The sequence below is a fragment of the Collimonas rhizosphaerae genome (assembly GCF_038896935.1).
Lineage (GTDB): Bacteria > Pseudomonadota > Gammaproteobacteria > Burkholderiales > Burkholderiaceae_D > Collimonas > Collimonas rhizosphaerae.
In genome coordinates this window covers 172,717-197,851 of the sequence record NZ_JBANDC010000006.1, presented here as the reverse complement: position 1 = coordinate 197,851, position 25,135 = coordinate 172,717, and the positions used below count along the sequence as shown (strand labels likewise).

The 25,135-nt window shown below is 61.3% G+C and carries 30 protein-coding genes; 6 read left to right on the top strand and 24 right to left on the bottom strand.

From position 1 onward, the window contains the following. Positions 1–6: 6 nt before the first annotated feature. Positions 7–93, bottom strand: a complete 87-nt coding sequence (locus tag V8G57_RS10830) for a hypothetical protein (RefSeq protein WP_342829472.1) — start codon at positions 91–93, stop codon at positions 7–9. Between the two features lie 44 nt (positions 94–137). After that, positions 138–1,136 (bottom strand): aldo/keto reductase, encoded by a 999-nt coding sequence (locus V8G57_RS10825; protein WP_342829384.1) that lies wholly within the window; start codon positions 1,134–1,136, stop codon positions 138–140. 100 nt (positions 1,137–1,236) lie between these two features. Here V8G57_RS10825 and V8G57_RS10820 point away from each other — a divergent pair, with 100 nt between their 5' ends. Both V8G57_RS10820 and V8G57_RS10815 read left to right on the top strand, forming a co-directional pair. Further along, positions 1,237–2,133 carry a LysR family transcriptional regulator gene (locus tag V8G57_RS10820; protein WP_342829383.1) on the top strand — a complete coding sequence of 299 codons (897 nt, stop codon included), beginning with the start codon at positions 1,237–1,239 and terminating at the stop codon, positions 2,131–2,133. A gap of 79 nt (positions 2,134–2,212) precedes the next feature. Then, positions 2,213–2,824, top strand: coding sequence for an SH3 domain-containing protein (locus V8G57_RS10815; RefSeq protein WP_342829380.1), 612 nt, complete (start codon positions 2,213–2,215; stop codon positions 2,822–2,824). A 67-nt stretch (positions 2,825–2,891) separates the two neighbouring features. On the opposite strand, the gene V8G57_RS10810 is transcribed toward V8G57_RS10815, so the two are convergent. From V8G57_RS10810 to pxpB, 8 genes are all read right to left on the bottom strand, one after another. After that, entirely contained in the window at positions 2,892–3,308 is a 417-nt protein-coding gene (locus V8G57_RS10810) for a F0F1 ATP synthase subunit epsilon (protein WP_092395525.1), read from the bottom strand. Positions 3,309–3,404: 96 nt separating this feature from the next. Then, the gene (gene pcp, locus V8G57_RS10805; protein ID WP_342829378.1) at positions 3,405–4,058 is read right to left on the bottom strand and encodes a pyroglutamyl-peptidase I; all 654 of its coding nucleotides are present in this window, start codon (positions 4,056–4,058) and stop codon (positions 3,405–3,407) included. Between the two features lie 13 nt (positions 4,059–4,071). After that, on the bottom strand, positions 4,072–5,082 hold the full coding sequence (locus tag V8G57_RS10800; RefSeq protein ID WP_092395521.1) for a DUF2891 domain-containing protein: 1,011 nt from the start codon (positions 5,080–5,082) through the stop codon (positions 4,072–4,074). A 9-nt stretch (positions 5,083–5,091) separates the two neighbouring features. Beyond that, on the bottom strand, positions 5,092–6,078 hold the full coding sequence (locus V8G57_RS10795) for a DUF979 domain-containing protein (RefSeq protein WP_092395519.1): 987 nt from the start codon (positions 6,076–6,078) through the stop codon (positions 5,092–5,094). Beyond that, positions 6,075–6,794, bottom strand: coding sequence for a DUF969 domain-containing protein (locus tag V8G57_RS10790; protein WP_342829374.1), 720 nt, complete (start codon positions 6,792–6,794; stop codon positions 6,075–6,077). The genes V8G57_RS10795 and V8G57_RS10790 overlap by 4 nt, the downstream gene beginning before the upstream one ends. A gap of 91 nt (positions 6,795–6,885) precedes the next feature. Continuing rightward, positions 6,886–7,683, bottom strand: a complete 798-nt coding sequence (gene pxpA / locus V8G57_RS10785; protein WP_342829373.1) for a 5-oxoprolinase subunit PxpA — start codon at positions 7,681–7,683, stop codon at positions 6,886–6,888. Between the two features lie 9 nt (positions 7,684–7,692). Continuing rightward, positions 7,693–8,670, bottom strand: a complete 978-nt coding sequence (locus V8G57_RS10780; RefSeq protein ID WP_342829371.1) for a 5-oxoprolinase subunit C family protein — start codon at positions 8,668–8,670, stop codon at positions 7,693–7,695. After that, positions 8,667–9,320: a 5-oxoprolinase subunit PxpB gene (gene pxpB, locus V8G57_RS10775; protein ID WP_342829369.1), complete on the bottom strand. Its 654-nt coding sequence runs from the start codon at positions 9,318–9,320 to the stop codon at positions 8,667–8,669. Before pxpB ends, V8G57_RS10780 begins: the two co-directional genes overlap by 4 nt. A gap of 343 nt (positions 9,321–9,663) precedes the next feature. Here pxpB and V8G57_RS10770 point away from each other — a divergent pair, with 343 nt between their 5' ends. Beyond that, a complete protein-coding gene (locus V8G57_RS10770; protein ID WP_092395509.1) occupies positions 9,664–10,176 on the top strand; it encodes a winged helix DNA-binding protein in 513 nt (170 codons plus the stop codon). A gap of 48 nt (positions 10,177–10,224) precedes the next feature. On the opposite strand, the gene V8G57_RS10765 is transcribed toward V8G57_RS10770, so the two are convergent. From V8G57_RS10765 to V8G57_RS10735, 7 genes are all read right to left on the bottom strand, one after another. Beyond that, positions 10,225–10,755 carry a TlpA disulfide reductase family protein gene (locus tag V8G57_RS10765; RefSeq protein WP_092395507.1) on the bottom strand — a complete coding sequence of 177 codons (531 nt, stop codon included), beginning with the start codon at positions 10,753–10,755 and terminating at the stop codon, positions 10,225–10,227. An 84-nt stretch (positions 10,756–10,839) separates the two neighbouring features. Next, positions 10,840–12,813 (bottom strand): M48 family metallopeptidase, encoded by a 1,974-nt coding sequence (locus tag V8G57_RS10760; RefSeq protein ID WP_342829368.1) that lies wholly within the window; start codon positions 12,811–12,813, stop codon positions 10,840–10,842. Between the two features lie 33 nt (positions 12,814–12,846). After that, positions 12,847–13,437 carry a LemA family protein gene (locus tag V8G57_RS10755; protein WP_092395691.1) on the bottom strand — a complete coding sequence of 197 codons (591 nt, stop codon included), beginning with the start codon at positions 13,435–13,437 and terminating at the stop codon, positions 12,847–12,849. Positions 13,438–13,544: 107 nt separating this feature from the next. Further along, positions 13,545–14,210 (bottom strand): BON domain-containing protein, encoded by a 666-nt coding sequence (locus V8G57_RS10750; protein ID WP_092395503.1) that lies wholly within the window; start codon positions 14,208–14,210, stop codon positions 13,545–13,547. After that, a complete protein-coding gene (locus V8G57_RS10745) occupies positions 14,203–14,799 on the bottom strand; it encodes a phosphoheptose isomerase (protein WP_092395501.1) in 597 nt (198 codons plus the stop codon). Before V8G57_RS10745 ends, V8G57_RS10750 begins: the two co-directional genes overlap by 8 nt. Before the next feature lie 136 nt (positions 14,800–14,935). Further along, complete coding sequence (locus V8G57_RS10740; RefSeq protein WP_342829367.1) at positions 14,936–15,304, bottom strand: YraN family protein; 369 nt, start codon at positions 15,302–15,304, stop codon at positions 14,936–14,938. Positions 15,305–15,320: 16 nt separating this feature from the next. After that, positions 15,321–16,472 carry a penicillin-binding protein activator gene (locus V8G57_RS10735; RefSeq protein WP_092395499.1) on the bottom strand — a complete coding sequence of 384 codons (1,152 nt, stop codon included), beginning with the start codon at positions 16,470–16,472 and terminating at the stop codon, positions 15,321–15,323. Positions 16,473–16,484: 12 nt separating this feature from the next. On the opposite strand from V8G57_RS10735, the gene rsmI reads away from it, so the two are divergent. Together rsmI and V8G57_RS10725 are read left to right on the top strand one after the other, a co-directional pair. Next, positions 16,485–17,390 (top strand): 16S rRNA (cytidine(1402)-2'-O)-methyltransferase, encoded by a 906-nt coding sequence (gene rsmI / locus V8G57_RS10730; protein ID WP_342829365.1) that lies wholly within the window; start codon positions 16,485–16,487, stop codon positions 17,388–17,390. Positions 17,391–17,640: 250 nt separating this feature from the next. Next, the gene (locus V8G57_RS10725) at positions 17,641–19,542 is read left to right on the top strand and encodes a potassium transporter Kup (protein ID WP_092395495.1); all 1,902 of its coding nucleotides are present in this window, start codon (positions 17,641–17,643) and stop codon (positions 19,540–19,542) included. Positions 19,543–19,583: 41 nt separating this feature from the next. On the opposite strand, the gene trmB is transcribed toward V8G57_RS10725, so the two are convergent. From trmB to V8G57_RS10705, 4 genes are all read right to left on the bottom strand, one after another. Then, complete coding sequence (gene trmB / locus V8G57_RS10720; protein WP_342829364.1) at positions 19,584–20,264, bottom strand: tRNA (guanine(46)-N(7))-methyltransferase TrmB; 681 nt, start codon at positions 20,262–20,264, stop codon at positions 19,584–19,586. A 126-nt stretch (positions 20,265–20,390) separates the two neighbouring features. Beyond that, a complete protein-coding gene (locus V8G57_RS10715; protein ID WP_014008142.1) occupies positions 20,391–20,648 on the bottom strand; it encodes a BTH_I0359 family protein in 258 nt (85 codons plus the stop codon). Between the two features lie 302 nt (positions 20,649–20,950). Then, a complete protein-coding gene (locus V8G57_RS10710; RefSeq protein WP_092395491.1) occupies positions 20,951–21,373 on the bottom strand; it encodes a peptidase associated/transthyretin-like domain-containing protein in 423 nt (140 codons plus the stop codon). Between the two features lie 157 nt (positions 21,374–21,530). Further along, positions 21,531–21,743, bottom strand: coding sequence for a DUF3460 family protein (locus tag V8G57_RS10705; RefSeq protein ID WP_342829362.1), 213 nt, complete (start codon positions 21,741–21,743; stop codon positions 21,531–21,533). A 327-nt stretch (positions 21,744–22,070) separates the two neighbouring features. Here V8G57_RS10705 and V8G57_RS10700 point away from each other — a divergent pair, with 327 nt between their 5' ends. Continuing rightward, positions 22,071–22,676 (top strand): TetR/AcrR family transcriptional regulator, encoded by a 606-nt coding sequence (locus V8G57_RS10700; protein WP_342829361.1) that lies wholly within the window; start codon positions 22,071–22,073, stop codon positions 22,674–22,676. 3 nt (positions 22,677–22,679) lie between these two features. Here V8G57_RS10700 and V8G57_RS10695 read toward each other — a convergent pair whose 3' ends face one another. The 3 genes from V8G57_RS10695 to V8G57_RS10685 form a co-directional block, all read right to left on the bottom strand. Then, a complete protein-coding gene (locus tag V8G57_RS10695) occupies positions 22,680–24,194 on the bottom strand; it encodes a YifB family Mg chelatase-like AAA ATPase (protein WP_342829360.1) in 1,515 nt (504 codons plus the stop codon). A 10-nt stretch (positions 24,195–24,204) separates the two neighbouring features. Further along, the gene (locus tag V8G57_RS10690; RefSeq protein ID WP_342829359.1) at positions 24,205–24,447 is read right to left on the bottom strand and encodes an accessory factor UbiK family protein; all 243 of its coding nucleotides are present in this window, start codon (positions 24,445–24,447) and stop codon (positions 24,205–24,207) included. Positions 24,448–24,558: 111 nt separating this feature from the next. Next, entirely contained in the window at positions 24,559–25,020 is a 462-nt protein-coding gene (locus V8G57_RS10685; protein ID WP_342829358.1) for a GNAT family N-acetyltransferase, read from the bottom strand. Between the last annotated feature and the right edge of the window lie 115 nt (positions 25,021–25,135).

The window sequence follows — 25,135 nt, the reverse complement described above, 5'->3', positions numbered from 1 at the left end:
ACCAAATCAACTGTCGATCTGCGAGCCGGCGGCAACCAGCGCCTCATTGCCCAGGTAATCTTGATAAAGCGAGCCAACGTTCACGCGCGCCACTTCAGCGATCCGGTTGGTGCTGGCTTTATCGAAACCCTCCCTGATCAAAGATTGATCATTTCCAGCTCCTTGGCGCCGTAGCGCTGGCCGACGATTTTTTCGTCCGGCAGCGCGGCGCGGATGGCAGCCAGTTCGTCGGTCCGCAGCACGATATCAGCCGCTGCTACGTTCTCTTCCAGATGCTTGATCTGCCTGACCCCGGGGATAGGCATGATCTGTTCGCCTTGCGCCAGCAGCCAGGCCAGCGCCAGCTGCGCCGGCGTGCAGCCGCGGCGGCCGGCCAGCGTTACCAGCGCTTCAAGCAGGACGCGGTTGCTTTGCATCGCCTGATCCTGGAAACGCGGCAGCGTGCGGCGGTAGTCGTCGGCCGCCAGTCCTTGCGTGGTGCTCAGCTTGCCGGTCAGGAAACCGCGGCCGAGCGGGCTGTACGGCACAAAACCCACGCCCAGTTCGGCGCAAGCCGGCAGCACTTCATTCTCCTGGTCGCGGCTCCACAAGGAATATTCGGACTGCACGGCGGCAATCGGATGCACTGCATGGGCGCGCCGCAGGGTGGCGGCGGAGACTTCCGACAGGCCCAGGTGGCGTACTTTGCCGGCACGCACCAGCTCGGCCATCGCGCCCATCGTATCCTCGATGGCGACTTGCGGATCGACCCGGTGCTGGTACAGCAGGTCGATGGTCTCCACACCAAGGCGCTTGAGCGAACCTTCGACGGCGGTCCGCACATGTTCCGGCCGGCTGTCGACGCCGGCCATGCGCGCCACGCCTTCGCCATGCGGCGAAATCCTGAAGCCGAACTTGGTGGCGATGGTGACCTGTCCGCGGACTGCCTTGAGCGCGCGCCCGACCAGTTCTTCATTGACATAAGGGCCGTAGACTTCGGCGGTATCGAAATGGGTTACGCCCAGTTCGACGGCATGCTGCAGGGTACGGACAGACTGCGCGTCATCGGCGCCGCCGTAGCCGAAGCTCATGCCCATGCAGCCGAGGCCGAGTGCGGAGACTTGCAGGCCGTTGCGTCCTAATGTGCGGGTTTTCATGGGAAATTCCTTTCGTAGTGGGATTGAAGCCAGTATCCTCTCCATCATTGCTGGCGATAAGCCATGTTATATTCAATGAAATACTGAAAATAATTCATGAATGAATAAACCCGGCCTCAGCGAACTGGATGCATTTGCCTGCGTCGCCCGCCATCGCAGTTTCAGCAAGGCGGCCCTCGAGTGCGGCGTTTCCGCGTCGGCCCTGAGCCATGCCATACGGACGCTGGAAACGCGCCTGGCGGTGCGCCTGCTCAACCGCACCACGCGCAGCGTGACGCCGACCGAAGCCGGGCTGCAGCTGCTGCTGCGGTTGGAGCCGGCGTTGCGCGAGATCGGCGAAGCGCTGGAGCGGCTCAACGATTTCCGCGATACGCCGCGCGGCACTTTGCGCCTGAACGTGCCGCGGCCAGCGGCGCGGCTGCTGCTGGCGCCGTTGTTTGCGCGTTTCCTGGCGGCTTATCCGCAGATTCGGCTGGAAGTGGTGACCGATGACGGCCTGGTCGATATCGTCGCCGGCGGCTTCGATGCCGGCATCCGTTTCGGAGAGAGCCTGGCGCAGGACATGGTCGCCTTGCCGTTGGGGCCGCCGGTGCGCCTGATCGTGGTGGCTTCGCCCATGTATGCGGCGCGCCGGGGTCTGCCGCGGCAGCCGCAGGAACTGAAACAGCATGCTTGCGTCGGCCGCCGCTTCCCCAGCGGCGCGGTGTATGCCTGGGAGTTCAGCAAAGACGGCGAGCCGCTGGCGATTGCGGTCGACGGCCCTTTGCTGCTGGACGACGATGAACTGATACTGCGCGCCGCGCTCGACGGCATCGGCCTGGCGTATGTCTATGAAGCGCAGGCGCAGGAATCGATAGAGCAAGGCCGCCTGCTGCGCGTGCTGGATGCGTGGTGCCAGCCGATGTCGGGATTCTTCCTTTATTATCCGAGCCGGCGCCAGATGCCGGCCACCTTGCGGCTATTCATCGCCATGCTGCGTGATAGCGGGTATCAGTGAATCATATATTTCCATGGGGTAATTTTCGCGGTATTCTTGGCTGCGCCCGGCATCGATTGTCAATCCATTGGAGGTGGTCATGTTTCGCATCCGTCTGTTACCGCTGATTGCAGTTGCCTGCCTCGGCCTGCCTGTTGCGGCAATCGCCCAGCAGCAGGCATTCACCAGCAAGAACGTCAACCTGCGCGCCGGTCCGGCGCGTGATTATCCGCTGGTGGCCCAGCTGCGGCCGGGCACTCCGGTAACGGTGGCTGGCTGTATCAACGGCTATAGCTGGTGCGATGTGTCGCTCCCTGACGGCAACCGCGGCTGGGTGTTTGCGCAAAACCTGAACTATCCCTACCAGGGCAGCCAGGTGCCGCTGATCACTTACGGCAGCGCTATCGGATTGCCGATCATCGCTTTCAGCATCGGCGCTTACTGGGGGCAGAATTATCGCGGACGTCCGTGGTACGGGCAGCAGTCGCATTGGGCGCATCGTCCGCACCATCGGCCGCGTCCGCCGGTAGTGGTGCGGCCGCCGCCGAGGCCGTTCCCGAAACCGCCTGTAGTGGCGCCGGGCCGGCCGCGGCCGCCCGGATTCGGCGGTGGGCACCGTCCGCCGCAAGGAGCGAAGCCGCCAGGCGGCCGGCCGTCGCATGGCGGCAACAGGCCAGGCCGACCGGGCCAAGACAGGCCACAGCCGCGATAGGCCTTGCCTGGGCGCCTAGGCCGCGATCACGGTGATCTGCGACAAGGCGCCCGGCGCCTAAACCAGCTTATTTACCGCGCCGCATTTGCGCCAGCGTCGCCAGTTGCGCCGTGGCTTCCGCCAGTTCGGCTTGCGCGATGGCGTAGTCGATATTCGATGCCTGGTTTTGCAAACGTTCCTCGGCCTGCTGCCTGGCCGCGGTGGCTTTGGCTTCGTCGAGGTCTTTGCCGCGGATCGCAGTGTCGGCCAGGATGGTGACGGAGTGCGGCTGGATTTCGGCGTAGCCGCCGGCGACATAAATGTAATCGTCTTCGCCGCTCACCCGCTTGATATGGACCGCGCCCGGCCTCAGGCGGGTCAGCAGCGGCGTGTGGCCGGGCAAGATGCCGAGCGAGCCGGCGATGCCTGGCAGAGTGACCAACCCGGCGCTCCCGGCGTATAACTCGCCTTCGGGACTAACGACCACGACTTGAGTTTCCGACATACGGTTTCCTGTAGCTAGGGCCTGTCCCCATTAAGCCAATGATACAAGATCGCCTGCACGGCATCAGGAAATTAACGCGATCCGCACCTGCTGCAATCAGTGCAGCTGGCCGCCGCCTTCTTCCACATCCTGTTGCAAGGTCATGGCGCTCTGCAGTGCGATGCGCAAACCTTCGACCAGCGTTTCCAGCGCCAGGCTGGGCTGGCCGGGATGACGCGCCGCCTGCGACGGAATGTAAGGGATATGGATGAAGCCGCCGCGCACCGCGGGTGCATGCGCCGCCAGCCGGTCCATCAAGCCGTAGAACACATGGTTGCAAACGAAAGTGCCGGCGGTTTGCGACACTTCCGCGGGGATGCCGGCAGCGCGCATCGCCTTGGCCATGCCCTTGATCGGCAGCGTTGAAAAATACGCTGCCGGGCCGCCGCTGCGGATCGGCTGGTCGATGGGCTGGCGGCCGGCATTGTCGGCGATCCGCGCATCGTCGACATTGATCGCTACCCGTTCCAGCGACATCTGGCTGCGGCCGCCGGCCTGGCCGACGCAGATCACCAGGGCCGGCTTGAGTTCTTCCATCAGTTGCTCCAGCACTTGCAATGCCTGGCCGAACACGCAGGGCAGCTGGCGCGCCGCAACGTGGGCGCCGGCGCATGGCCAGCCGTCCAGCGCGCGCACCGCCTCCCACGACGGATTAAGCGGTTCCTGTTCGAACGGCTCGAAACCGGTGAGCAAAATTGTGTGCCGGGTCATGTGCTGTTCCGCCTTAGCTGACTGTTTCCATCGCCAGCATGGCAAATGTCGCCAGCCAGTGCTCGCCGGCGTATTCGCCGCTGACGACATGCGGCAGGCCGGCTTCTATATGGCGCCGCGCCGCCGCGGCCAGCGTGGCGGCAGCCGGGTCGTTTTCCGGCAGGCGCCGGGCAATCCGCTTCATGCACCAGGCGCGGCTCAGGTTCAAGCCGTTCAGATGGGCGATCTTGGGATCGCTATGGTCGCTGACGTCGGCCGGATTCATCAGGCGGTCGATATCGGCCAGCGCCGGCAGGTACTGGGCGAACCAGTCGACGAACACATCGGCCTCGAGCACGTCCGCCATCAGCAAGGCTTCAGTCAGCGCCGCCGACAGGAATTCGTCGCCGCCGGGTTCGTAGTGCGCCGGGTAATTGCTGTCGCCCATGAAGTAACGGCAGGCGGCATTGACGATCGCGTTTTCCAATTCCGTATCGTTGCGGTGGCGCGCGAAATCGAGTATCAGCTTCAAGGCAAACGCGCTGTTGTAGTGGGTGCCGACCCGGATCGCATAACCGAGCTTGGAAAAATAGCTGAACACGCGGCTGCGTATTTCAGCCGTCAGCGGTTCCATCGCCGCCAGCCAGGCCTTGGCCTTGGGGTGCTGCCAGGTTTCCAGTTCCTGCGCCAGCGCCATGATCCAGGCCCAGCCGTAGGGACGTTCGAAGGAGACCCGTCCCGGCGCCTGGAAATACGCCAGTTCCTGCTGCATGTTGGCGGCGCTGAAGTGGTCGTCGAACAGCGCAGCGATTTCATCCTGCTGCGGCAGCGCCGGATACAGCCGGGCGCAGCGCGCCAGCAGCCAGTAGCCGTGCACCGCCGAGTGCCAGTCGTAGCAGCCGTAGAACACCGGGTGCAGGACGCGCGGCGACAACGCATCCTGCGGTCCGTTCAAGACATGCATGATGTGGTTAGGGTACTCGTGGCGCAGCGAACGCAAGGGCAAGCGCGCGAAGGCGGAAACCTGGTCAAGGGTCAGGTGCATGGTATCTCCTTAGCGGAACGCGATGAAGTACATCAACAGTACGTTGGCGGCCAGCAGTGTCAGCGCCGTAGGAATCTGTATCTTGATCACCTTGTATTTGTCGGTCAGCTCCAGCAGCGCCGCCGGCACGATGTTGTAGTTGGCGGCCATCGGTGTCATCAGCGTACCGCAATAACCTGCCAGCATGCCGATGGTGACCAGCGGCGCCGGATCGGCGTGCTGGCCTGTGATCAGGAATGGAAGCGCGATGCCGGCGGTCATCACCGGGAAGGCCGCAAAGGCGTTGCCCATGATCATGGTGAACAAGGCCATGCCGACGCAGTAAATCACGACCAGCATGAAACGGTTGTCGGGATTGACGAACAGGGTGACTACTTCCTGCACCGATTTGCCGGTCTGGGCGGCGACGAACACCCCGCCCAGCATGGCCAGCATCTGCGGCAGGATCGCGGCCCAGCCGATGGCGTCGACCAGCCGGCGCGATTCGCGCACGGCCTGCAGCGGCGTACCGCCAGTCAGTTTCCAGCCGGCCAGGATGGCGCAGACGCTGGCTACGCATAGCGCCGCCAGCGTCAACTGCTTCTGGTCGAGCAGGTAGACGCCGCCGACCGAGACATTCTTCAGCAGCACGGTGCACAGGACGGTGATCAGCGGGATCAGCAGCGCCGGCAGGAAGATCCAGTTGCCGAAACGGTTGGCCGATGCCTGGCGTTCTTCAGCGCTGCGTTGCTTGTAAGAGCCGGCCGACAGCAGGCCGCAACCGGCGATCAGGGAAATCACCACGACCACGCTGCCGATGACGCGGTAGGCCAGCGGCTTGCCGAGTCCGGCCACCAGCATGTCGCCAAACAGGAACACCGCGCCGAACAGGAACCAGAACAAGGCCGTGGTCAGGCGTTTCGGATTACCTTTGTCGCGCAATGTCATGCCGACCAGCAGCATGACGATGATGCCGACCAGGTAATAAATCTCGTTGATGGTGAGAAGGGTCTTCATGCTGCCACCTCCTGGCCTGTGGATTTTTGCCAGGCTTCGACGTCGCGCCGGATGCTGGCGTCGAGCCGGGTCAGGCGCGTCATGTGGATGATCAGCGCGGCGATGGCGGTCGGGATGGCCCACAAGCCGAGATGCAGCGGTTCGATATTGCTGATGCCGTTTTCCTTGAGGAAGGCGTCCATCAGCAGCACCGCGCCGAAGGCGATGAAAATGTCTTCGCCGAAGAACACGGCAATGTTGTCGCAGGCGGCGGCATGGGCGCGGATCTTGTCGCGGATCGGGACCGGCAGTTCGCCGTATTTAGCGACTGCGGCGCCTTCCACCATCGGCGCCAGCAAGGGCCGTACGGTTTGCGCCTGGCCGCCGATGTAGGTGAGGCCGAGCGCGCCGAGGAACTGGCGCAATACGAAATACAGCATCAGGATGCGTGCCGAGGTAGCATTGGCCAGGCTGGCGATCCAGTCCTGCGCCCGCTCTTTCAGGCCATAGCTTTCAAGCAGCCCGATGACCGGCAGGATCAGCAGGAAGGTCGCCAGCGAACGGCTGTTGACGAATTTTTCGCCGAAGGTTTCCAGCAATGTGCCGAGATCCATGCCGACCGACAAGCCGGTCGCCAGGCCCGCCACGGTCACCACCAGCAAGGGGTTGAATTTGAAGGCGAAGCCGGCTACTACGATCGGTATGCCGATCAGCGGCAACAATTCTGTTACGGTCATTGCTATCTCCTCATGTTGAGACGGTCGTTGCTGCGCCGTCGATTCTGTTGATTTTCTGGTGTTGCCTGGTATTGCTTGGTGTTGCTGTTTCTTAACCCAGCAGCGGAAACAGGGTGTCGGCAGCTACCGCCCGCGGCGCGCGGATGGCAATGCCTTGCCGTGTCAGCTCGTCATGGATGCGGTGCGCAAAGGCCAGCGCGTGTGCACCGTCGCCGTGCAGGCATACCGTGTCGGCCTTGACCGGCGCCCAGCTGCCGTCGATCGCATGGACCTTGCCTTCGCGGATCATATGCATGGTTTGTGCCAGTGCCTGTTCCTCGTCTTCGATCAGGGCGCCGGGCGTGCCGCGCTTGACCAGGCTGCCGTCCGCCATGTAGCCGCGGTCGGCAAACACTTCTTCCACGGCATGCAGGCCGGCGCGGCGGGCGGCGGCGGCCAGTTCGCTGCCGGCCAGGCCGAACAGGGCCAGGCCCGGATCGACGTCGCGGATGGCGGCGGCGATGGTGTCCGCCAGTTTGGCGTCGCGCGCCGCCATGTTGTACAGCGCGCCGTGCGGCTTGACGTGCGTCAGCTGGACGCCGTGCGCGCCGGCGATCGCCGCCAGCGCACCGATCTGGTACTGCACGCCGCTATAGATTTCATTGGCCGGCAGCTGCATTTCGGTGCGGCCGAAATTGTCGCGGTCGGGAAAGCTGGGATGGGCGCCGATGGCGACGCCTTGCGCCACCGCCCAGGCCACGCATTGCTGCATCATCAGGGCGCTGCCGGCATGCCAGCCGCAAGCGATATTGGCCGAACTGACCAGCGCCAGCAGCGCTTCATCGCTGCCGTCGCTTTGTTCGCCGAGGTCGGCGTTGAGGTCTACCTGCTGTGATTTTTTCTTGGGCATCGTCTGCTCCTATCTGGCCGGACGCAGCCAGTGCATCGCGGCTTCGATCTGCTGCAGATACAAGGCGTCCTGGCGTAATTCTTCGCGCGCCTGGGCGGCGTCGCATTCGACAAACTGTATGGTGCGGTTAAAGCGCAGCTGGGCCAGCCTGGCCAGGTCAGCGCTGATCACCACGCCGATTTTCGGATAACCGCCGGTGGTCTGCGCATCCGCCATCAGCACGATGGGCTGGCCGGCAGGCGGTACCTGGATCACGCCCGGCAGCACGCCGTGGGACAGCAGGTCGCTGCCTTTCTTGATCTTCAGTTCCGGGCCGCTCAGGCGGAAGCCCATGCGGTTGCTTTGCGGCGTCAGGGTCCAGTCGCTGTTCCAGAAAGTCTTTTGCGCGGCTTGCGTGAATAACTCATATTCGGGGCCGGGGATCACGCGGATCGCCAGCGTTTCTGTATCGTCGGTTTCGTACCAGGAGGGCGGGCGGACGCCGAAAGACGGCGCGGTATGCAGCGCTGCTCCGGGGTTGTCCGGCGCGCCGGTTGGCAGGCTGTCGCCTTCGGCCAGCGCACAGCCGCCATGGCCGCCGAAACCGGCTTGCAGGTCGGTGGCGCGCGAGCCCAGCTGGATGGCGGAGTCGATGCCGCCGGAGACTGCCAGGTAGGCGCGCATGCCGTGCCGCGCTGCGTTCAGCTTCAGGGTCTGGCCGGCGCGCGCACGCACGCTCCACCATGACGGCAGCGGCTTGTCGTCCAGCGTCGCCGCGAAATCCGCGCCGCCCAAGGCGATGCGGCAATCGGCCGTGAACGCCAGCTCGCAGGGGCCAAGCGTGAATTCGATGGCGGCGGCGCCGTGCGGATTGCCGACCAGCAGGTTGGCGATGGCCAGCGCGGTGCGGTCCAGCGCCCCCGACTGGCAGACGCCGAGATGGCGGAACCCGCTGCGGCCCATGTCCTGAACCGAGTTGATGCGGCCGGCGCGAATGATCTTGATCATGCGATCACCTCGCTAGCGACAAAGCGCACGCGGTCGCCCGGTTGCAGCAAGGTAGGGGGATTGGCGGCGGGATCGAACAGGCGCAGCGCGCTGTGGCCGATCAGTTGCCAGCCGCCGGGCGAGGCTGCCGGATAGATCCCGGTCTGGCTGCCGCCGATGCCGACCGACCCCGCCGGCACCACTAGCCGTGGCTCGCTGCGGCGCGGTGTGGCCAGCTGGGGGTCGAGGCCGCCCAGGTAAGGGAAGCCGGGCTGGAAGCCGATGAAATAGACGATGTATTCAGCCGCCGTATGACGCTTGACGATTTCTGCCGGCGACAGGCCGGTGTGGCGCGCGACTTCTTCCAGGTCGGGGCCGCAGGCGCCGCCGTAGGTAACCGGGATGTCGATCTTCCGTCCGGCTTTCTGGCTGGTGGCAGCTGCGTCCCATGCGTTCTGCAGCTTGTCCGCCAGCTGCCCGGCGTCGGCCGCCAGCGGGTCGAACAGCACAGTCAGGTTATTCATGCCCGGCACCACATCGCGTACGTGCGGCCAATGCGCGGCCTTGGCGGCGATGGCCCACAAGCGCTGCTGGCAATCCAGGGTGGCGCTGGCTCCTGTATGCAATATCAGGGCGCTTTCGCCAAGAACTTGTATGACGGCTTGGGTCATTGCGACTGGTTTCCTTCGGCAGAATGGTCGGCAATCGCGGCGCCGGGCCTGGCTGTTGCAAGGCCCTGTTCCTCGATTGCTGGGACAACACGTTGTATTGCAAAGAAAAATGGCGGAACAAGTTCGCAGCCGTCGCAGCCTGCCGAATCAGTCTACCCCCAACAAGCTTACTCTTTGTAAATCAGAGTTTAAGCAAAGGGCAATATCCTTCATCAAAAATAAAATGTCAATAATTTGTATGTAAATAGCGTGTAATGTTGCTGGAGTGTCGGTTTGAATTCACTCTGGTTTTTGGTACAACTGGTTGTATGATTGATTTTTCTTGTCGTTTTGTGAGAAATGTATGAACGTCGCCGCACCTAAAATCCTGTCTTCCGCCCACCTGGCTTCGGAAAGCAGCGTCGAGCTGTCGGAACTGGAATATGCGTTGATTATTGCCGGCAATGCATTCAACCGCTGGATGGCGCGCTGCATGTCGGCGGCCGGCGTCAAGGACATGACGCCGGTTGAAGTATCCTTGCTGCACCACGTTTGCCATCGCGAACGCAAAAAGAGCCTGGCCGACATCTGCTTTGTGCTGAATATCGAGGACACGCACATCGCCAGCTACGCGCTGAAGAAACTGGTGAAAGCCGGTTACATAGAAAGCGGGAAAGTCGGCAAGGAAGCGTATTTTTCCGCCACGGCAAGCGGTTACGCGCTGTGCCTCAAATACCGTGAAATGCGCGAGGAGTGCCTGGTCACCGTGCTGTCGGACACCGGTTTGTCGAACCAGGCGCTGGGCGACGCCGCCAAGTTGCTGCGCACCGCCTCGGGCCTGTATGACACGGCTTCGCGCGCGGCGACGTCGAGATAAGCCTGGCAAAAAGGCGGATATGAAAAAAGGCGCTTGAAGCGCCTTTTTTTATGCTGCCGCGAGTGCCTTGTCGAGCAAGGCATGCAACTCTTCAAACTTGGGCGCGCCCACGTAGCGCTTGATGATGTTGCCTTGCTTGTCGATGACGAAAGTGGTCGGCGTCAGCTTGACGTCGCCAAAGGAATCGGCCAGCTTGCTTTGCGTATCCAGGGCGACCTGGAACGGCAGGCTGCGGGTTTGCACGAAATTCATGACGTAGTTGGGCGGATCGTAGCTCATCGCCACGGCCACGTAGTCGAGGCCCTTGTCCTTGTACATATTGTAGGTCTGCACCATTTGCGGCATTTCGGCGACACAGGTGGTGCAGCTGGTGGCCCAGAAATTCACCATCACCACTTTGCCGCGCAAGCTCTTCAGCGATACCTGTTCGCCCTTGATATTGGTGAACGTGACATCGGGCGCCGCATGGGTGTTGGCCATCGACAGGTAGCCGGCCAGCGCCAGCGCTACCACCGCGGCGGCGCCTGCAACCTTGATCCAGAGCCGTTTGCCGGCGGTGTTTTCAACTTGAGCTTGCATGACAGAATCCAGTACGGGCGAAACCCGGAAAGACCCATTATAACTATCTGGGAGCGGCTCTGCCGAAAGCCCCGAAATTAACGGTCAGTTGTCGAATTGCCACGGGTAGGCGTGATAAGTGGCAGCCACCGCGGGCGGAATCGGCGCTTCGATGCCGGCGCAGATTGCACGCAGGATGTCGGCGCTGGCGATCTGCAGCGGGGCGCCATCGTCAGCCACGGCCAGCAGGGCTTTGACCAGCTGCGGCTTGGCCAGCGGCGCCAGCTGGTTGGCATGGTCCAGCGCCAGCCTTACCTGCGGGAAGCCGAGGCTGGCGCCGTCGCAATAGTGCTGGGCGGCGAGATTGAGTTCAGGGCACAGCCGGGCGCCGCGCAGGAACGCCGCCAGCCGCGCGCCGACAGCATCGGCATGGTTGGCCGGCACTGCCACATGCGCTACCAGCGACAGCAGCACGGCGATGTCGCCGCTCAGTTCGGACAGGCGATTGAACCTGACCGGCACCAGGCGCCCGGAGCGCAGCGCCAGGCGGCGCGCCAGGATGGTTTGCAGCACGAACTCAGCCAGCGTGATGCGGCTGTCGGCGGCGATCAGCTGGTCCACCAGCGCCAGCATCTTGTCGCGCTCGGCTTGCGCCAGCTGACGCAATGCAGGCATCGCCAGGTCAACCAAGGGCAGCCTGGCGCTGAGCGGCAGCTGCGCAATCGATTCCTCCAGGAAAGTAGTCAGCGCTGCCTGCTGCGGCGCCTCCTGCTTGAGCAGCGCGAGCTGCGTTGCGCGCTCTGCGCCTTCACCCAGCAGCAGGGCATAGACCACCGCGCGCGCCGAGAAAGGATCGCGCACCGCGCCGTTGAGCTGGGATGACAGCGCGGCTTTGCCGCTGCTGTTGCCGAATTCGAGCGACGGCGTCGGCAATCCGCCGGCCGCCGGCGCGGCTGCCGGTACCGCCGCTGCGCCCGCCAGGCCGGCAGCAGCAGCGGCAAACGGCAGGTCAGGCAGGCGTTCTTCGCTGGCGGCATACGGCACCGCCAGTTCCGGCGCTTCCAGCGGCGACATGCTGCGGCCGTAGATGCGCTTCAAGCGCTCCGCCAGCGGCGGATGGGTGGCGAACCAGCCGTCCAGCAGGTTGGGGCGGGCGCTGCCAAGGAACATGTGCGACAGCTGCTCGGCATTCGGATGATCGATCTGCGAGCCGATTCTCTTGCCGTCGGTGAGACCGCCGATCTTGCGCAAGGCGCCGCCTATGCCCTCAGGATTGCGGGTGAACTGGACGGCGCTGGCGTCGGCCAGGAATTCGCGCTGGCGCGACACCGCGGATTTGATCAGGCGGCCAAAGAAGATGCCGATATAGCCGACCAGGAACAACGCCAGCCCGGCCAGGAACAGCACCAGCTGCCACGGCGGGCCCTTGTCGTCGCTGCGGCTGCCGGAGAAGCGGCCGAAGTTCATCAGCTGCTGGCCGAAGCCGGCGATCATCTGGATGCCGAACAAGACGCCGATCAGGTGGATGTTCATGCGCATGTCGCCGTTCAGGATATGGCTGAACTCGTGGCCGACCACGCCTTGCAGTTCATCGCGCGTGAGCCGGTTCAAGGTGCCGCGCGTGACCGCGACTACCGCCTCGTTCTGGTTGTAGCCGGCGGCGAAGGCGTTGATGGCATCTTCGCGCTCCAGCAGATAGACCTTGGGGCAGGCAATGCCGGACGCCAGCGCCATTTCTTCCACCACGTTCAACAGCCGCCGTTCCTGCAGGTCGCCGCTGGCGGGAGAGACGATGCGGCCGCCGGCCATTTGCGCCACGGCGTCGCCGCCATCGCGCAGGTTGAAGGTCTGGATCAGGGTGCCGCCGCCGATCAGCAGCAGCGTGACCAGGGTATTGACTTCGAAGAAGCCCTTCGGATATTGGCGCAGCACCTCATGGTGACTGCCGAACTTGAACGTCCATAACAGCGCCATGGCAAGGTTGACCGCCAGCACGATGGCGATCACCGCCAGCACGAACAGGAACACCAGTTTCCTGGTTTCCTGGCGCGCCTGGTGCTGCTGTTCGAAGAAAGTCATGCGCGCTGCTTCAGCTACGCTTGCGCGCCGGGCTTAGAACGTCACCTTGACCGCCTTGCGTTCTTCAGGCGCTTCGGTTGCCTGCAGCAATTCGGCCGGCTTGAAAGCAAACATGTTGGCGAAGATCGAGCCGGGGAATTGTTCGATCGCGGTGTTGTATTCCATCACGCTATCGTTATATGCCTGGCGCGAAAAGCCGATCTTGTTTTCAGTGCCGGTCAGCTCTTCCGTCAGCTGCATCATGTTCTGGTTGGCTTTCAGGTCCGGATAGGCTTCCGACAACGCAAACAGCTTGCCCAGGCTGGCGCTGAGCGCGCCTTCGCTGGCCGCCATCTGCTGTACCGCCGCTGCGTCGGTGGCGTTGCCGCCGACCTTGGCATTGGCGCTGACGGCCTGGTTGCGCGCCGCGATCACCGCTTCCAGCGTCTCGCGTTCATGCTTCATGTAGCCCTTGGCGGTTTCCACCAGGTTGGGGATCAGGTCGTAACGGCGCTTGAGCTGCACGTCGATCTGGGCGAACGAGTTCTTGAACCGGTTGCGGAAGCTCACCAGGCGGTTGTAGATACCGACCGCCCAAAACACGATGGCGAGCACGATTGCCAGAAAAATGATGAAGCCGATCATGGTTTTCCCCAAAAAAAAGCCGCCGGACAATTTGTCCAGCGGCAACGTTATATGACAAGAAGCGGAAAAGCAAGCCGGATTCCATCCAGCCCCTAAAGGCAGGCCGATTACTTGGCGTTTTCCTTGCTGCTTTCCCTTGGCGCCGACGACATCTGCGTCAATTCGTCCTCGGTGATGTAATCAAACACCTTGACCACTTTTTGCACGCCGCTGACGCCTGCCGCGATTTCGGCGGCGCGCTTGCCTTCGCGTTCAGTGACACGGCCCATCAGGTAGACATTGCCGCGTTCGGTCACCACCTTGATCGAGTTGCCGAATACATCCTTGGCGTCGACCAGGGAGGCGATCACCTTGCTGGTGATGAAGGTATCGTTGGAGCGCGCGGAGAAAGTCGACGGTGCGCCGATCGCCAGTTCATTGGCTACCGCATGCACGTTTTCGATGGCTTGGGCCTCGCGCTCAGCCGCTGCCTTGGCGGCATCGTCGCGCACTTCGCCGGTCAGCAGCACCTTGCGGTTGTAGCTGGTGGCGTTGACGTGGCCGTCCTGGCCGACCACGCCGGGAATCCGCGTTTCAGCCTTGACCATGATGGCCTTGTCTTCGGTCTGCGCGCCCAGGGTGCGGCGATCCGTCGCGGCGAAGCCGCCGGCGACAGCGCCGCCCAGCGCCAGCGCCACGCAACCTTGCAAAGCCATCACCACTGTGCCGCACAATGCTACCGCAGCCAACGGACGCTGCCAGTTGCTCCAACCCGGGTTTTGCCGATCAATCATTCGCATCTCCTCCAAATAAAGCGACATCGATGCCGTCGCATAAGCAGTGAATCGTTAACAGATGGACTTCCTGGATGCGCGCGGTGCGGTCGTGCGGCACACAGATGTGGACATCTGCTTCAGTCAGTTTCTTGCCGATGGCGCCGCCGCCTTTGCCGGTCATGGCGACGACGCGCATGTCGCGTTCCAGCGCGACATCGATGGCAGCCAGCACGTTGGCGGAATTGCCCGATGTCGAGAACGCCAACAGTACGTCGCCGGCTTGTCCAAACGCTTGCACCTGCTTGGAAAAGATTTCGTTATAGCTGTAATCGTTGCCGACCGCCGTGATGATCGAAGTATCGGTAGTCAGCGCCAGCGCCGGCAACGGCAGCCGCTCCCGTTCAAAGCGTCCCACCAGTTCCGCCGCAAAATGCTGGCAGTCGGCAGCAGAGCCGCCGTTGCCGCAGGCAAGAATCTTGTTGCCATTGGACAGCGCAGAGAACATAAGTTCAACCGCGCTGGCAATCGGGCCCGCCAGGACTTCCGCTGCACGGGTTTTCAGTTCGGCGCTTTCGTTGAAGTGCGCCAGGATGCGTTGATTTATCATGATGTCGGTATTCTGTGTGGAATGCTGGGGTTTGTGGTCCGCGTCGCCGGCAGGACAGTTTTCTGCTTAGTTTCCTGCCTGATATGCTTGCCATGGTTATCGTGGCCTGATTATAGCGGTCAAGCCGGCAGCTTAATCATGTTTCGAACGCCTGCCTGATCCATTCGATCGCGTCGTCGTCGATGGCGACCACATCGAAGCGGCAGGCCGGCGGCTGGGCGTAGCGCTGCAGGAACACTTCGGCGGCGATGATCAGCTTGGCTTGTTTGCTGCGCGTGACGCTGGCTGCGGCGCCGCCGTAGCGCCGGCTGTTGCGCTGCCTGACTTCGACAAAAACCAGCAGGCCGGAAACCGGCTCGGCCAGGACCAGGTCGATTTCACCGCCCTTGCAGCGAAAATTCCTTTCGACCAGTTTCAATCCGCGTTGCTGCAGGTAGGCCAGCGCGCGGTCTTCCGCCATCCGGCCGCTGGCCTGGCGCGGCGTCGGCGCTTTCAACGGTTGCATCAGGCGCGGGGCCGGATCAGGGCGCACCCAGCGGCGTGACGACGCCGTTCTGATAGGCCGCGGCCGGTTCTATGCGCTCAAAGCTGGGCATGCCGACGCCGAAGCTGATGTTCAGCTGGCCGGTCACGCCGTCGATCTGGAATACCGTATTGCGCGCGGCGATTTCATGCGCGATGCGGAAGGCGTCGATGCCCAATGCATATAGCCGTTCCAGGTCGGCATTGCGGCGCTGGTCGGCGGCCACCGGCTGGTGCGGATACACCATCACGGCAGGATGGTCGGCTTCCACTTGCCAGGGAATGTCGAGCAGCCGTACGCCGTTCAGTTCAGGGATCTGGTGTTCTGGATTGTTGTCGTTGAGGGTCAGCGGATTGAGCTGGGAAATGCCGAAGATCGGCGTTTCCTGGCCGACTGCGCTGCGAATCTGCCGGGCCTGGTCGGCGTTGAGGGCGGCGAACAGCAGGCGCGGTTTTTCGCTTTCGATCCGTTGCTGCAGCTGCGCCAGCGCGCCGGCGTTGAACGTGCCGTCTTCAAGGTTCAAGGTCATCAGGTCGGCATGCAGTCCGCTGCCCTGGATCTGCTGTATGAAGGCATTGGCGACGCGTTTTTGCCAGGTGGTGCTGGTGCTCAGCACGAACACCGTGCCGGGCGCATAGTCGGCGCCGACCCAGCTCGCCACCTGCCGCGCTTCAGCTTCGATCGACAAGCCGACCGGCAGCAGCTGCGCCGGCAGGGCGATTTCCTTGCCGCCGGAAAAATCCGGCTGGGTCAGGGCGATGGTCGGTTTTTCTATCTTGCCGTTCTGGATGATGGCGGTGAGGCCGGTGCGCGACAAGGGGCCGACCACGATATCGTATTTCTTGCTGGCGGTCAGGTAGGCTGCCAGCATGTCGCCAGGCGTGTCGGCCGCTTCGATCACGGTCACGGCCAGGCCATTCTTGTCGCGTTCATAGGCGTTCAGGAAGCCGCCGCGCACGGCGTCGGCCGCCGCGCCCAGAGGACCTGAGCGCAGGGGCAGCAGCAAGGCGATGCTGGCCAGCGGAATGGTGTCGGCGCCGCCATCGGGGTCAGCGGCGCCCGCAGTGGTTGTGTTTGCCAGCGCAGGCGGGCACAATCCGTTGAACAGGATACACATCGCCAAAGCCAGCCTGGCCCATTTATATAACATTCATTACTCCCCATGACTCATCAATCTGCCAGCAACCTCATCAACCCAGCAATTTTGGATGAGGTGGCGCAGCAAGCGTATCCCGCGTCGACATTATATGTGCTGGCCACACCGATCGGAAATGTCTGCGATATCAGCCTGCGCGCCTTGCACGTATTGTCCATGGTCGACGCGGTGGCATGCGAGGACACGCGCAATACCGCCCATTTGCTGGGCCGCTACGGTTTATCCAAGACCTTGCTGGCGGCGCACGAACATAACGAACGGGAAGTTGCGGAAAAAATCGTGGCCCGGCTGCAGGCCGGCGAGCGCATCGCGCTGGTGTCGGACGCCGGCACGCCGGCAGTCTCCGATCCTGGCGCGCGCATCGTCGACGCCGTGCTGCGCGCCGGTTTGCGCGCCTTGCCGCTGCCTGGGCCGTCGGCGGCGGTCACCGCGCTGTCGGTCAGCGGCCTGGTCAACGACCAGTTCCAGTTCGTCGGATTCCTGCCGAGCAAGGCCCGGCAGCGCGAAATCGTGTTGGCCAGCCTGACCGGCGCGGCTGCGACCCTGGTGCTGTACGAGGCGCCGCACCGGATCCTGGAAACCATCGATGCCTTGCTGCAGGCTTTCGGCCCGGATCGTCAAATCGTGCTGGCGCGCGAGTTGACCAAGCTGTTCGAGAGCGTGCACCGCTGCCCCCTGGGTGACGCACCGGCCTGGCTGGCGGCCGACGGCAACCGGCAGAAGGGCGAATTCGTGCTGCTGGTCGAAGCGGCGCCGGCCGTGCTCGACGATAGTGCGGAAGGCGAGCGGGTTTTGCAGATCCTGCTGGCGGAATTGTCGATCAAGCAAGCTTCCGCCTTGGCGGCGCAAATTACCGGGCAAAAGAAAAACGCCCTGTATGAGCGGGCGCTGGCGTTGAAAAATGCCGGTTAACACAAATATGATAGCCTTTTGTTATCAATAAATACCGCTCTGATTCGCTAAACTTGACCATAAATATGCACAAATTGATGGGCGCGGGGATGTATTTTAGCAACGGCGGCAGCATTCCAAATTAGTGCCGGTCCCGGGTTCGAGAGTAAAATCCGCCTCCTTGTGCAATGCCGCAAAAAGTTTCAAGCAAATATCAAATTGAAGTAAGCGGGCCATAGCCAGACTTGCCCTTACCAATAAGAGAGAGAACATGAGCAATACGCAAAACAGCAATAGCGCCGGATTCAAGTCATCCCGTTTCCACATCATTACGCTGGCTGCTTTGGGCATCGTGTTTGGCGATATCGGCACCAGTCCGCTGTATGCGCTGAAAGAGTGCTTCAGCACGGAACATGGCATCCCGTTCACACCGGCCGGAGTGCTGGGGATTATCTCGATGCTGTTCTGGGCCATCACGATCGTGGTTTCGCTGAAATATGTCTTGTTCGTGATGCGCGCCGACAATAACGGCGAAGGCGGGGTGCTGGCGTTGATGGCGCTGTCGCTGCGCACCGCAAAAAACGGTTCCGGCCGCGCCAAGCTGCTGATGATGCTGGGTGTGTTCGGGGCCTGCATGTTTTACGGCGACGTCGTGATCACGCCTGCCATCTCGGTGCTGTCGGCGGTGGAAGGGCTGGAAATCGCCACGCCGGGGCTAAGCCGCTATGTGGTGCCGCTGTCGCTGGTGATCCTGATCGCGTTGTTCCTGATCCAGAAACACGGCACCACGGTGGTCGGCAAACTGTTCGGGCCGGTGATGTTCGTCTGGTTCCTGTCGCTCGGCCTGCTGGGCGTCTACAACGTCATCAAGGCGCCTGAAATCCTGGCCGCGATCAATCCTTATTATGCTTTTGCCTTCATGCAGCAGCATGCGCTGCAAGCCTTCATCGTGCTGGGTTCGGTGGTGCTGGTGCTGACCGGCGCCGAAGCCCTGTACGCCGACATGGGACACTTCGGCATCCGGCCGATCCGCTTTGCCTGGCTGTTTACCGTGATGCCTTGCCTGATGCTGAATTATTTTGGCCAGGGCGCAAACCTGTTGACCAATCCGAGCGCGATCCAGAATCCGTTTTACCTGATGGTGCCTGACGCCTTGCTGCTGCCGATGGTGATCCTGGCCACGGCTGCCACCGTGATTGCATCGCAAGCCGTGATTTCCGGCGCGTTCTCGCTCACCAGCCAGGCCATCTTGCTGGGCTTCGTGCCGCGCATGCGCATCCTGCACACTTCCGAAGACGAACGCGGCCAGATCTATGTGCCGGTGATCAACTGGATGCTGCTGATACTGGTGGTGGCGGTGGTGCTGGCGTTCAAGAAATCCGACAACCTGGCCGCCGCTTACGGCGTTGCGGTGACCACTACCATGCTGATCACCACGGTGCTGGCGGCAGTCGTCATGCGCACGGTCTGGAAATGGAACCCGTTCCTGGTGGCGCTGGTCATCAGCGCCTTCTTCATCGTCGATTTCGCTTTCTTTGCGGCCAACCTGCTGAAGATCGTCGACGGCGGCTGGTTCCCTCTGCTGCTGGGCGGTTTTGCCTTCTTCCTGCTGATGACCTGGTACTCCGGCCGCATGCTGCTGCGCGAGCGCACCAAGGACGAAGGCATTCCGCTGGAACCTTTCGTCGAAGGCTTGCTAGCCCATCCGCCGCACCGGGTGGAAGGCACGGCGGTATTCATGACCGGCAATGTGGCCACGGTTCCGGTAGCGCTGCTGCACAACCTGAAGCACAACCGCATTTTGCACAAGCGCGTGTTTTTCTTGAAGATCAGTATCTGGGACGTGCCTTTCGTCGAAGACGACAAGCGCCTTACCTTGAAGGAACTGGGCAACGATGTGTACATCCTGCGCACCGCTTTCGGTTTCAAGGAAGCGCCTGATGTCCATACCGTGATGGCCCTGGCCAGCAGCCAGTTCGGCCTGGAGTTCGATGTCATGGACACGTCGTTTTTCCTGGCGCGCGACACCGTGATCCCGAGCAAGATTCCTGGCATGCAGCTGTGGCGCGAGAAACTGTTCGCCTGGATGTACCAGAACGCCGCCAAGCCGTCTGACTTTTTCCATATCCCGGTAAACCGGGTAGTTGAACTGGGCACCAAAGTCGAAATCTGAGCTGCCGGAGTACCCCCGCTAGCCGCTCCGGCCGGCGGGATTCAATGCTTGCCGAGGTTAACCTGGCAACGCCACAAACGATGGCCGGACGCCAGGTATTTGCTCTCGAACGGAGTGATCGGCTGTTGCGGCAGATATGCTTCGCAGCCAACCTCCTTGCCGCTGAGCTGGCTCAGGGCGCTGGCGCATTCCTCCACATAAATCTGCCAGTTGCTGCGGCATTCCAGGATGCCGCCGAGCGCGACGATATCAGGGAACACCGGATGGCCGTGCCAGCGGCGGCTTAGCTGGCCAATCTTCGGCCATGGATTCGGATACAGCAAATAATGCCGCGCCGGGAAAACGCCTGCGGCCAGCAGCAGGCGCCAGTAATCCACCAGGTCGGCACGAATCCGCATGAAATTGCCGGGCAGCGGCGCCGTGCCCGGCCACAGGGTGTTGCGGCCGACCCGGTCTGCCGACTGGTCGACGCCGATCACGAAATGATCGGGATATAGCACCGCCAGGTGCATGGTTGACAGGCCGACGCCGCAACCCGCATCGAGGATCAGCGGCAAGCTGCCGGCAGCGCGCCAGGCCGCCATGCTCTCATCGAAAGCGCGCTGGTTGTAGATGCTGACCGGTTTTTGAAAAACATGCGCCGCGTGTTTGGCGACGGTGGCCGCAAGCTGGTCATGGACGCCGCTCTGGGCACTATGGATCGGACTGGAATTGGCGTACATGAAGGGACGAAAGGAAGCGGACTGCGATGAAACCGCGGAGACGGCGAGGCCGCCCCAGTCTTCCCGATGAAGCCGGCGGCGCCGGCAACCGCAGGTTGACTGAAACGAAGTGGATCGGAAAAGAAATTACTGCAAGGTTACGGGCTGACTCATCATCGAGTCGTAATTGCCTAAAAAGGCATCGATATCTTCGATGCTTGGCTCGGTCGCGATCAGATCTTCGACTCCTTTACGGAAAAACTCGGCCAAGGCACCAGCAATGAAAATCTCACGCTTGAATGATTTATCGACGATTTCATAGCCGCCGAAGCGCAAGGCTTCGCGTTGTTCATCGGCACCAAATTCGACGACGCTGTATTGGTCACTGTTATAAATCAGGTTCATATGCGCTCCCGGTAGTTAAGACAGAAGGTAATGATCGAGTAAGCAGTTTTCAAGCCAGCCAATGAAAATATTATTGTTAACTCCTTTTCCGAGAGACATGTTTCCGATGAGACATATTTATCTGGTGAAGAACTTAAGCATTCATTTCATTTATATACTACGCCAGCACTCCTGTTTGTCACGAACTAAATGTTGATCAAGGCTATGCATTTTTCTTAACAGCCATCCAAAATCGCCAGATCCCATTGCACCGCAGTCCTGAATTGCCGTTGCCGGGCCTTGCCGGCGATGTTGCAGATCCGCTACTCGGTCCATTCGAACATGATGTGTTGATGCGATCCCTGTTTGATTGTCACATCCTGAGCCTTGCTCTTGCCGTCCTTGGTTGCTTCAAGGCGGTAACGGCCTGCCGGCAGCTGCGCCAGCAGGAAAGGCCCTTTTGATACGGTATCCAGGACTGCGTTGTGGCTGGCGTCGCTGATCTTCACCTGCACGTCAGAAGTAAATTCGGCGCGGGGCGAGGCGTTGATGACAAACTCGAGCTCCAGCGAATAATTTTTGGCCATCTGTTGTATGGCGGTCGATTCGTCTTGTCCGATACCGCCGGACAAGTAAGTGACGGCGCCGCTGGTGACCGGTTGCAGCCGGCCCGGCACGGCATCGGCCGCAAAGGCCAGATTGGCCGCCAGCAATACTGATACGGCAAAAAGAGAGCGCTTGTTCATGATGCTTCCTCCAAAAATGCATCTCCCGGCACGGGCGATGGCGGAATGAGGAAAAGAAGTCGGCGCGACGGTGAAGAGATGGATCTGGCGCGCCTACGGAAACCATCTTAGCGGCCGCAAATTAAAATCAGCTTAAACCGGATTGCTATCTGCGCATTCAGCTGTAGTAATAAGATTTGGCCGGCACGCTGTCCTTGCCGGCCCTGTTCTGTTCGTCCAGGTCGACGTCGCGATCCCAGAATATGTGCCAGCCCCGGCTTTGCTCATCAATCACTTCAGGGTGCTCTTCCAGAAACTTGTCCAGGAACAGCGTGATTTCCGAAACGTAACCATCATGTCCGGCCTTGTAGGTTTTCGGTTTGCTAAACATATGGCCTCCAGTCCTGATGATTTTTGGACTTCCAGCCGCGTCTTGAGTTTCCTGCTCTTGTATTTAATGGTGCAAGCATGCAGCTTGCAACACTGCGGGAAATTGCCTGGAAGTATAGAAATATTTCAAATGAAAACTAAAAGATATAGTCCGTTCTACGTGCATGTAGCAGTATTTCGTCATATCCATCTGGCAATCTTGAACGTTGCTAGAGCCGCCCAATGATAGGCTGCACCCGTTATCGTCAGAAAACGTCGGTTGTCAAAATGTTATTCAGATGATTGATGGCGTGTGGAGACGTTGTGGTATTTCCATTGGAGATAGTTAGTGGGCAACATTACAAGAGGGGCTGGCAAGCGCCAGCAAATAGTGGATAAGGCGACTGAGCTGTTTTCTGCGCATGGTTTCCATCCTGTCGGCGTGGATCGGATCATTGATGAATCAAACGTGGCGAGAATGACCATGTATCGTCATTTCGCAGGAAAAAACGACCTGATCGGGGAGGTCCTGGGGCAGCGCTTCACTTTCATCGTCGACAGCATCGCTCGGCAGCTGGCGCCGATGGAAGATGCCGGCGCCCGCATCAAAGCCATTTTTGACTGGTACGGAGCCTGGTTTCGCAGTCCTGAATTCGCCGGATGCTTATTCGAGAGGGCGCTTGCCGAATTTGGCACTGCCTATCCTGGCGTGTCGGAAGTGGCAATCCGTTACAGGGTGAAATTGTTCGGGTGGTTTGAAGAATTATTATTGGAGATAGTGCCAGACAAGGCCGCAAAACAGCTGGCCGGCGTGTTTGTGATGCTGCTCGATGGCGCCACGATTGACGCTCGTGCGTTCAACGATCCGTCGGCCGCGGAGCGAGCCTGGCAGGCGGCGGAACTGTTGCTGAACCAGGCGAAGAACGCAGCGCCGCGTCTTTTTGAGCAGGCATAAGATTCATTTATCCTGCAGCGCGCGCCGGTACTGGATCGCCTCCGCCACATGGGCTGCGCCGATGATATCGGCCGCGGCCAGGTCGGCGATGGTGCGCGCCACTTTCAATACCCGATGGTAAGCGCGCGCCGACCAGTGCAGGTGCGCCATCGCGTCGCTCAGCAGTTTTTCGCCGGCCTGGTCGGGCTTGCAGAAGCGGTCGATTTCATTGGCTGACAAGCCATTGTTTTGCTTGCCTTGGCGGACCATCTGCAACCCATGCACTTGCGCCACCCGGGCCGCGATCGCGGTGGAAGATTCGCCATCGGCTTGTTTGAGCAGTTGATCGTGAGGCACGGCCGCCACCTGGATCTGCATGTCGATGCGATCCAGCAGCGGTCCCGAAATCCTGTTTTGGTAACGCAAGATATTGTCGGGCGTGCAGCGGCATGGCTTGGCCGCATGGCCGAGGTAGCCGCAAGGGCAGGGGTTCATCGCCGCCAGCAGCTGGAACTGCGCGGGAAAATCGGCCTGGCGCGCGGCCCGCGAAATCGTAATGTGGCCGGATTCGAGCGGCTCGCGCAATACTTCCAGCACACGCCTGTCGAACTCGGGCAGTTCGTCGAGGAACAAGACGCCGCGATGCGCCAGGGAAATTTCACCCGGACGCGGCGGGCTGCCGCCGCCCACCAGCGCCACGCCGGACGCAGTGTGGTGCGGCGCCCTGTATGGCCGCACCTTCCAGCGCGCGCCGGAAAAACCGCTGGTGAGCGACTGCACTGCGGCCGATTCCAGCGCTTCACGATCGCTCATAGGCGGCAGGATTCCCGGAAAACGCGCCGCCAGCATGGATTTTCCGGTGCCCGGAGGGCCAACCAGCAGCACGCTATGGTTGCCGGCCGCCGCCACTTCCAGCGCGCGTTTGGCCTGCGCCTGTCCTTTGACGTCGCTGAAATCGAGGTAGGGAGGCAGCCGCCGTTGCGGCTCCGCTGTGTGGCGCGACAGTTTTGTTTCCTGTTGCAGAGAGGAAAAGTGAGCGCATACCTGCAACAAACTGTCAGCCGGGAAAATGCAAGCATCGCCAACCAGCGCCGCCTCATCGGCATTGCCGCGCGGCAGGATGAAAGCGCGGCGTTCGCCGCTGTCCGCGGTCATGGCGAAAGTCATCGCCAGCGCGCCGCGTATCGGCCTCAATTCGCCAGACAGCGACAGTTCCCCGGCAAATTCATATTGATCGAGCTGGTCGGACGGCATTTGTCCCGAAGCCGCCAGGATGCCGAGCGCAATCGGCAAATCGAAACGGCCCGATTCTTTCGGCAGATCGGCTGGCGCCAGGTTGACCGTGATGCGGCGCGAGGGAAATTCGAAACGCGCATTTTGCAGCGCTGCGCGGACCCGGTCTTTGGATTCCTTGACCTCGGTTTCGGGCAGGCCGACGATGGTAAAAGATGGCAGGCCGTTGGCCAGGTGGACTTCGACCGTGACCGCGGGCGCCTGCATGCCTGCCAGCGCCCGGCTTCTCAGTACCGCCAGCGTCACTGGCTCGGCATCAAGGGCGTTTCAATTGCGCTTCAAGCTCGGTCACGCGAGCCTCAAGCGCTTCGAGCTTGGCGCGGGCGCTTGCCAGCACCTGGGCCTGCACGTCGAATTCTTCACGCGTGACCAGGTCCAGCTTGGAGAATCCCTGGCCCAGCATGGCCTTGACGTTTTTCTCGATATCCTTGGCGGGAGAGTTTTCGATGGCCTGGTTGATCTTGGCCTGGATGTCGTCAAAAAAGTTGGGTTTGTTCATGATCGGCCCTTCAAGGTAAATAAGAAAAATGATAACCGATACAGGCAAACCCGACATCGGAATTCTGGTCCGGCGGGGCAGTTTAAGCCATAACCACCCATCCTTCCGCCGCTAGAGCTGCTTGCGGTATTGCACGAAACCGGAACGTTGCGCGATGCGGTCGTACAGCTGCATCGCGGTGCTGTTGGTTTCGTGCGTCAGCCAATGCACGCGGGTGCTGCCGGCCGCCTTGGCCTGCGCATAGACATGCTCGATCAGCCGGCGGCCGACGCCGGCGCCGCGCTGTTGCGGCGAGACGTACAAATCTTGCAGGTAGCAGGAATCTTCCACTGTCCAGCAGGAACGATGGAAAATCCAGTGGACCAGGCCGACCGCCTCGCCGCCTGCCATCGCCAGCGCGCCGAACGCCGGTTCCTTCGGATCCAGCAGGCGCTGCCAGGTGACCAGGCGCGTGGCTTGCGGAATATCGACTTCATAAAAATCCTGGTAGCCCTGCCATTGCGGCTGCCAGATGGCGAAATCCTGCTCGCTGAGCGGCTTGATCTGAATCGATGAACGTGGTGCGGATGCCAAGATAACCTCCTGTGGAAATACGATGACGATAAATGCCTGCGGGTGCACAACAGCGTTTATCGTAGCGCCGCAAGTTGGTATCATCAAAGATCCAAGATTGATTATATTTATAGGT

What these genes read in the sequence shown, in the direction of transcription:
- rsmI (WP_342829365.1), top strand. Translation starts at nt 16,485, where the DNA reads ATGACTCATCAATCTGCCAGCAACCTCATCAACCCAGCAATTTTGGAT.
- V8G57_RS10815 (WP_342829380.1), top strand. Translation starts at nt 2,213, where the DNA reads ATGTTTCGCATCCGTCTGTTACCGCTGATTGCAGTTGCCTGCCTCGGC.
- V8G57_RS10780 (WP_342829371.1), bottom strand. Translation starts at nt 8,670, where the DNA reads ATGATCAAGATCATTCGCGCCGGCCGCATCAACTCGGTTCAGGACATG.
- V8G57_RS10795 (WP_092395519.1), bottom strand. Translation starts at nt 6,078, where the DNA reads ATGAAGACCCTTCTCACCATCAACGAGATTTATTACCTGGTCGGCATC.
- V8G57_RS10770 (WP_092395509.1), top strand. Translation starts at nt 9,664, where the DNA reads ATGAACGTCGCCGCACCTAAAATCCTGTCTTCCGCCCACCTGGCTTCG.
- V8G57_RS10740 (WP_342829367.1), bottom strand. Translation starts at nt 15,304, where the DNA reads ATGCAACCGTTGAAAGCGCCGACGCCGCGCCAGGCCAGCGGCCGGATG.
- pcp (WP_342829378.1), bottom strand. Translation starts at nt 4,058, where the DNA reads ATGACCCGGCACACAATTTTGCTCACCGGTTTCGAGCCGTTCGAACAG.
- pxpA (WP_342829373.1), bottom strand. Translation starts at nt 7,683, where the DNA reads ATGCCCAAGAAAAAATCACAGCAGGTAGACCTCAACGCCGACCTCGGC.
- V8G57_RS10725 (WP_092395495.1), top strand. Translation starts at nt 17,641, where the DNA reads ATGAGCAATACGCAAAACAGCAATAGCGCCGGATTCAAGTCATCCCGT.
- V8G57_RS10790 (WP_342829374.1), bottom strand. Translation starts at nt 6,794, where the DNA reads ATGACCGTAACAGAATTGTTGCCGCTGATCGGCATACCGATCGTAGTA.
- V8G57_RS10810 (WP_092395525.1), bottom strand. Translation starts at nt 3,308, where the DNA reads ATGTCGGAAACTCAAGTCGTGGTCGTTAGTCCCGAAGGCGAGTTATAC.
- V8G57_RS10820 (WP_342829383.1), top strand. Translation starts at nt 1,237, where the DNA reads ATGAATAAACCCGGCCTCAGCGAACTGGATGCATTTGCCTGCGTCGCC.
- V8G57_RS10760 (WP_342829368.1), bottom strand. Translation starts at nt 12,813, where the DNA reads ATGACTTTCTTCGAACAGCAGCACCAGGCGCGCCAGGAAACCAGGAAA.
- V8G57_RS10715 (WP_014008142.1), bottom strand. Translation starts at nt 20,648, where the DNA reads ATGAACCTGATTTATAACAGTGACCAATACAGCGTCGTCGAATTTGGT.
- V8G57_RS10705 (WP_342829362.1), bottom strand. Translation starts at nt 21,743, where the DNA reads ATGTTTAGCAAACCGAAAACCTACAAGGCCGGACATGATGGTTACGTT.
- V8G57_RS10825 (WP_342829384.1), bottom strand. Translation starts at nt 1,136, where the DNA reads ATGAAAACCCGCACATTAGGACGCAACGGCCTGCAAGTCTCCGCACTC.
- V8G57_RS10710 (WP_092395491.1), bottom strand. Translation starts at nt 21,373, where the DNA reads ATGAACAAGCGCTCTCTTTTTGCCGTATCAGTATTGCTGGCGGCCAAT.
- V8G57_RS10750 (WP_092395503.1), bottom strand. Translation starts at nt 14,210, where the DNA reads ATGATTGATCGGCAAAACCCGGGTTGGAGCAACTGGCAGCGTCCGTTG.
- V8G57_RS10745 (WP_092395501.1), bottom strand. Translation starts at nt 14,799, where the DNA reads ATGATAAATCAACGCATCCTGGCGCACTTCAACGAAAGCGCCGAACTG.
- V8G57_RS10800 (WP_092395521.1), bottom strand. Translation starts at nt 5,082, where the DNA reads ATGCACCTGACCCTTGACCAGGTTTCCGCCTTCGCGCGCTTGCCCTTG.
- pxpB (WP_342829369.1), bottom strand. Translation starts at nt 9,320, where the DNA reads ATGACCCAAGCCGTCATACAAGTTCTTGGCGAAAGCGCCCTGATATTG.
- V8G57_RS10755 (WP_092395691.1), bottom strand. Translation starts at nt 13,437, where the DNA reads ATGATCGGCTTCATCATTTTTCTGGCAATCGTGCTCGCCATCGTGTTT.
- trmB (WP_342829364.1), bottom strand. Translation starts at nt 20,264, where the DNA reads ATGTACGCCAATTCCAGTCCGATCCATAGTGCCCAGAGCGGCGTCCAT.
- V8G57_RS10690 (WP_342829359.1), bottom strand. Translation starts at nt 24,447, where the DNA reads ATGAACAAACCCAACTTTTTTGACGACATCCAGGCCAAGATCAACCAG.
- V8G57_RS10765 (WP_092395507.1), bottom strand. Translation starts at nt 10,755, where the DNA reads ATGCAAGCTCAAGTTGAAAACACCGCCGGCAAACGGCTCTGGATCAAG.
- V8G57_RS10735 (WP_092395499.1), bottom strand. Translation starts at nt 16,472, where the DNA reads ATGTTATATAAATGGGCCAGGCTGGCTTTGGCGATGTGTATCCTGTTC.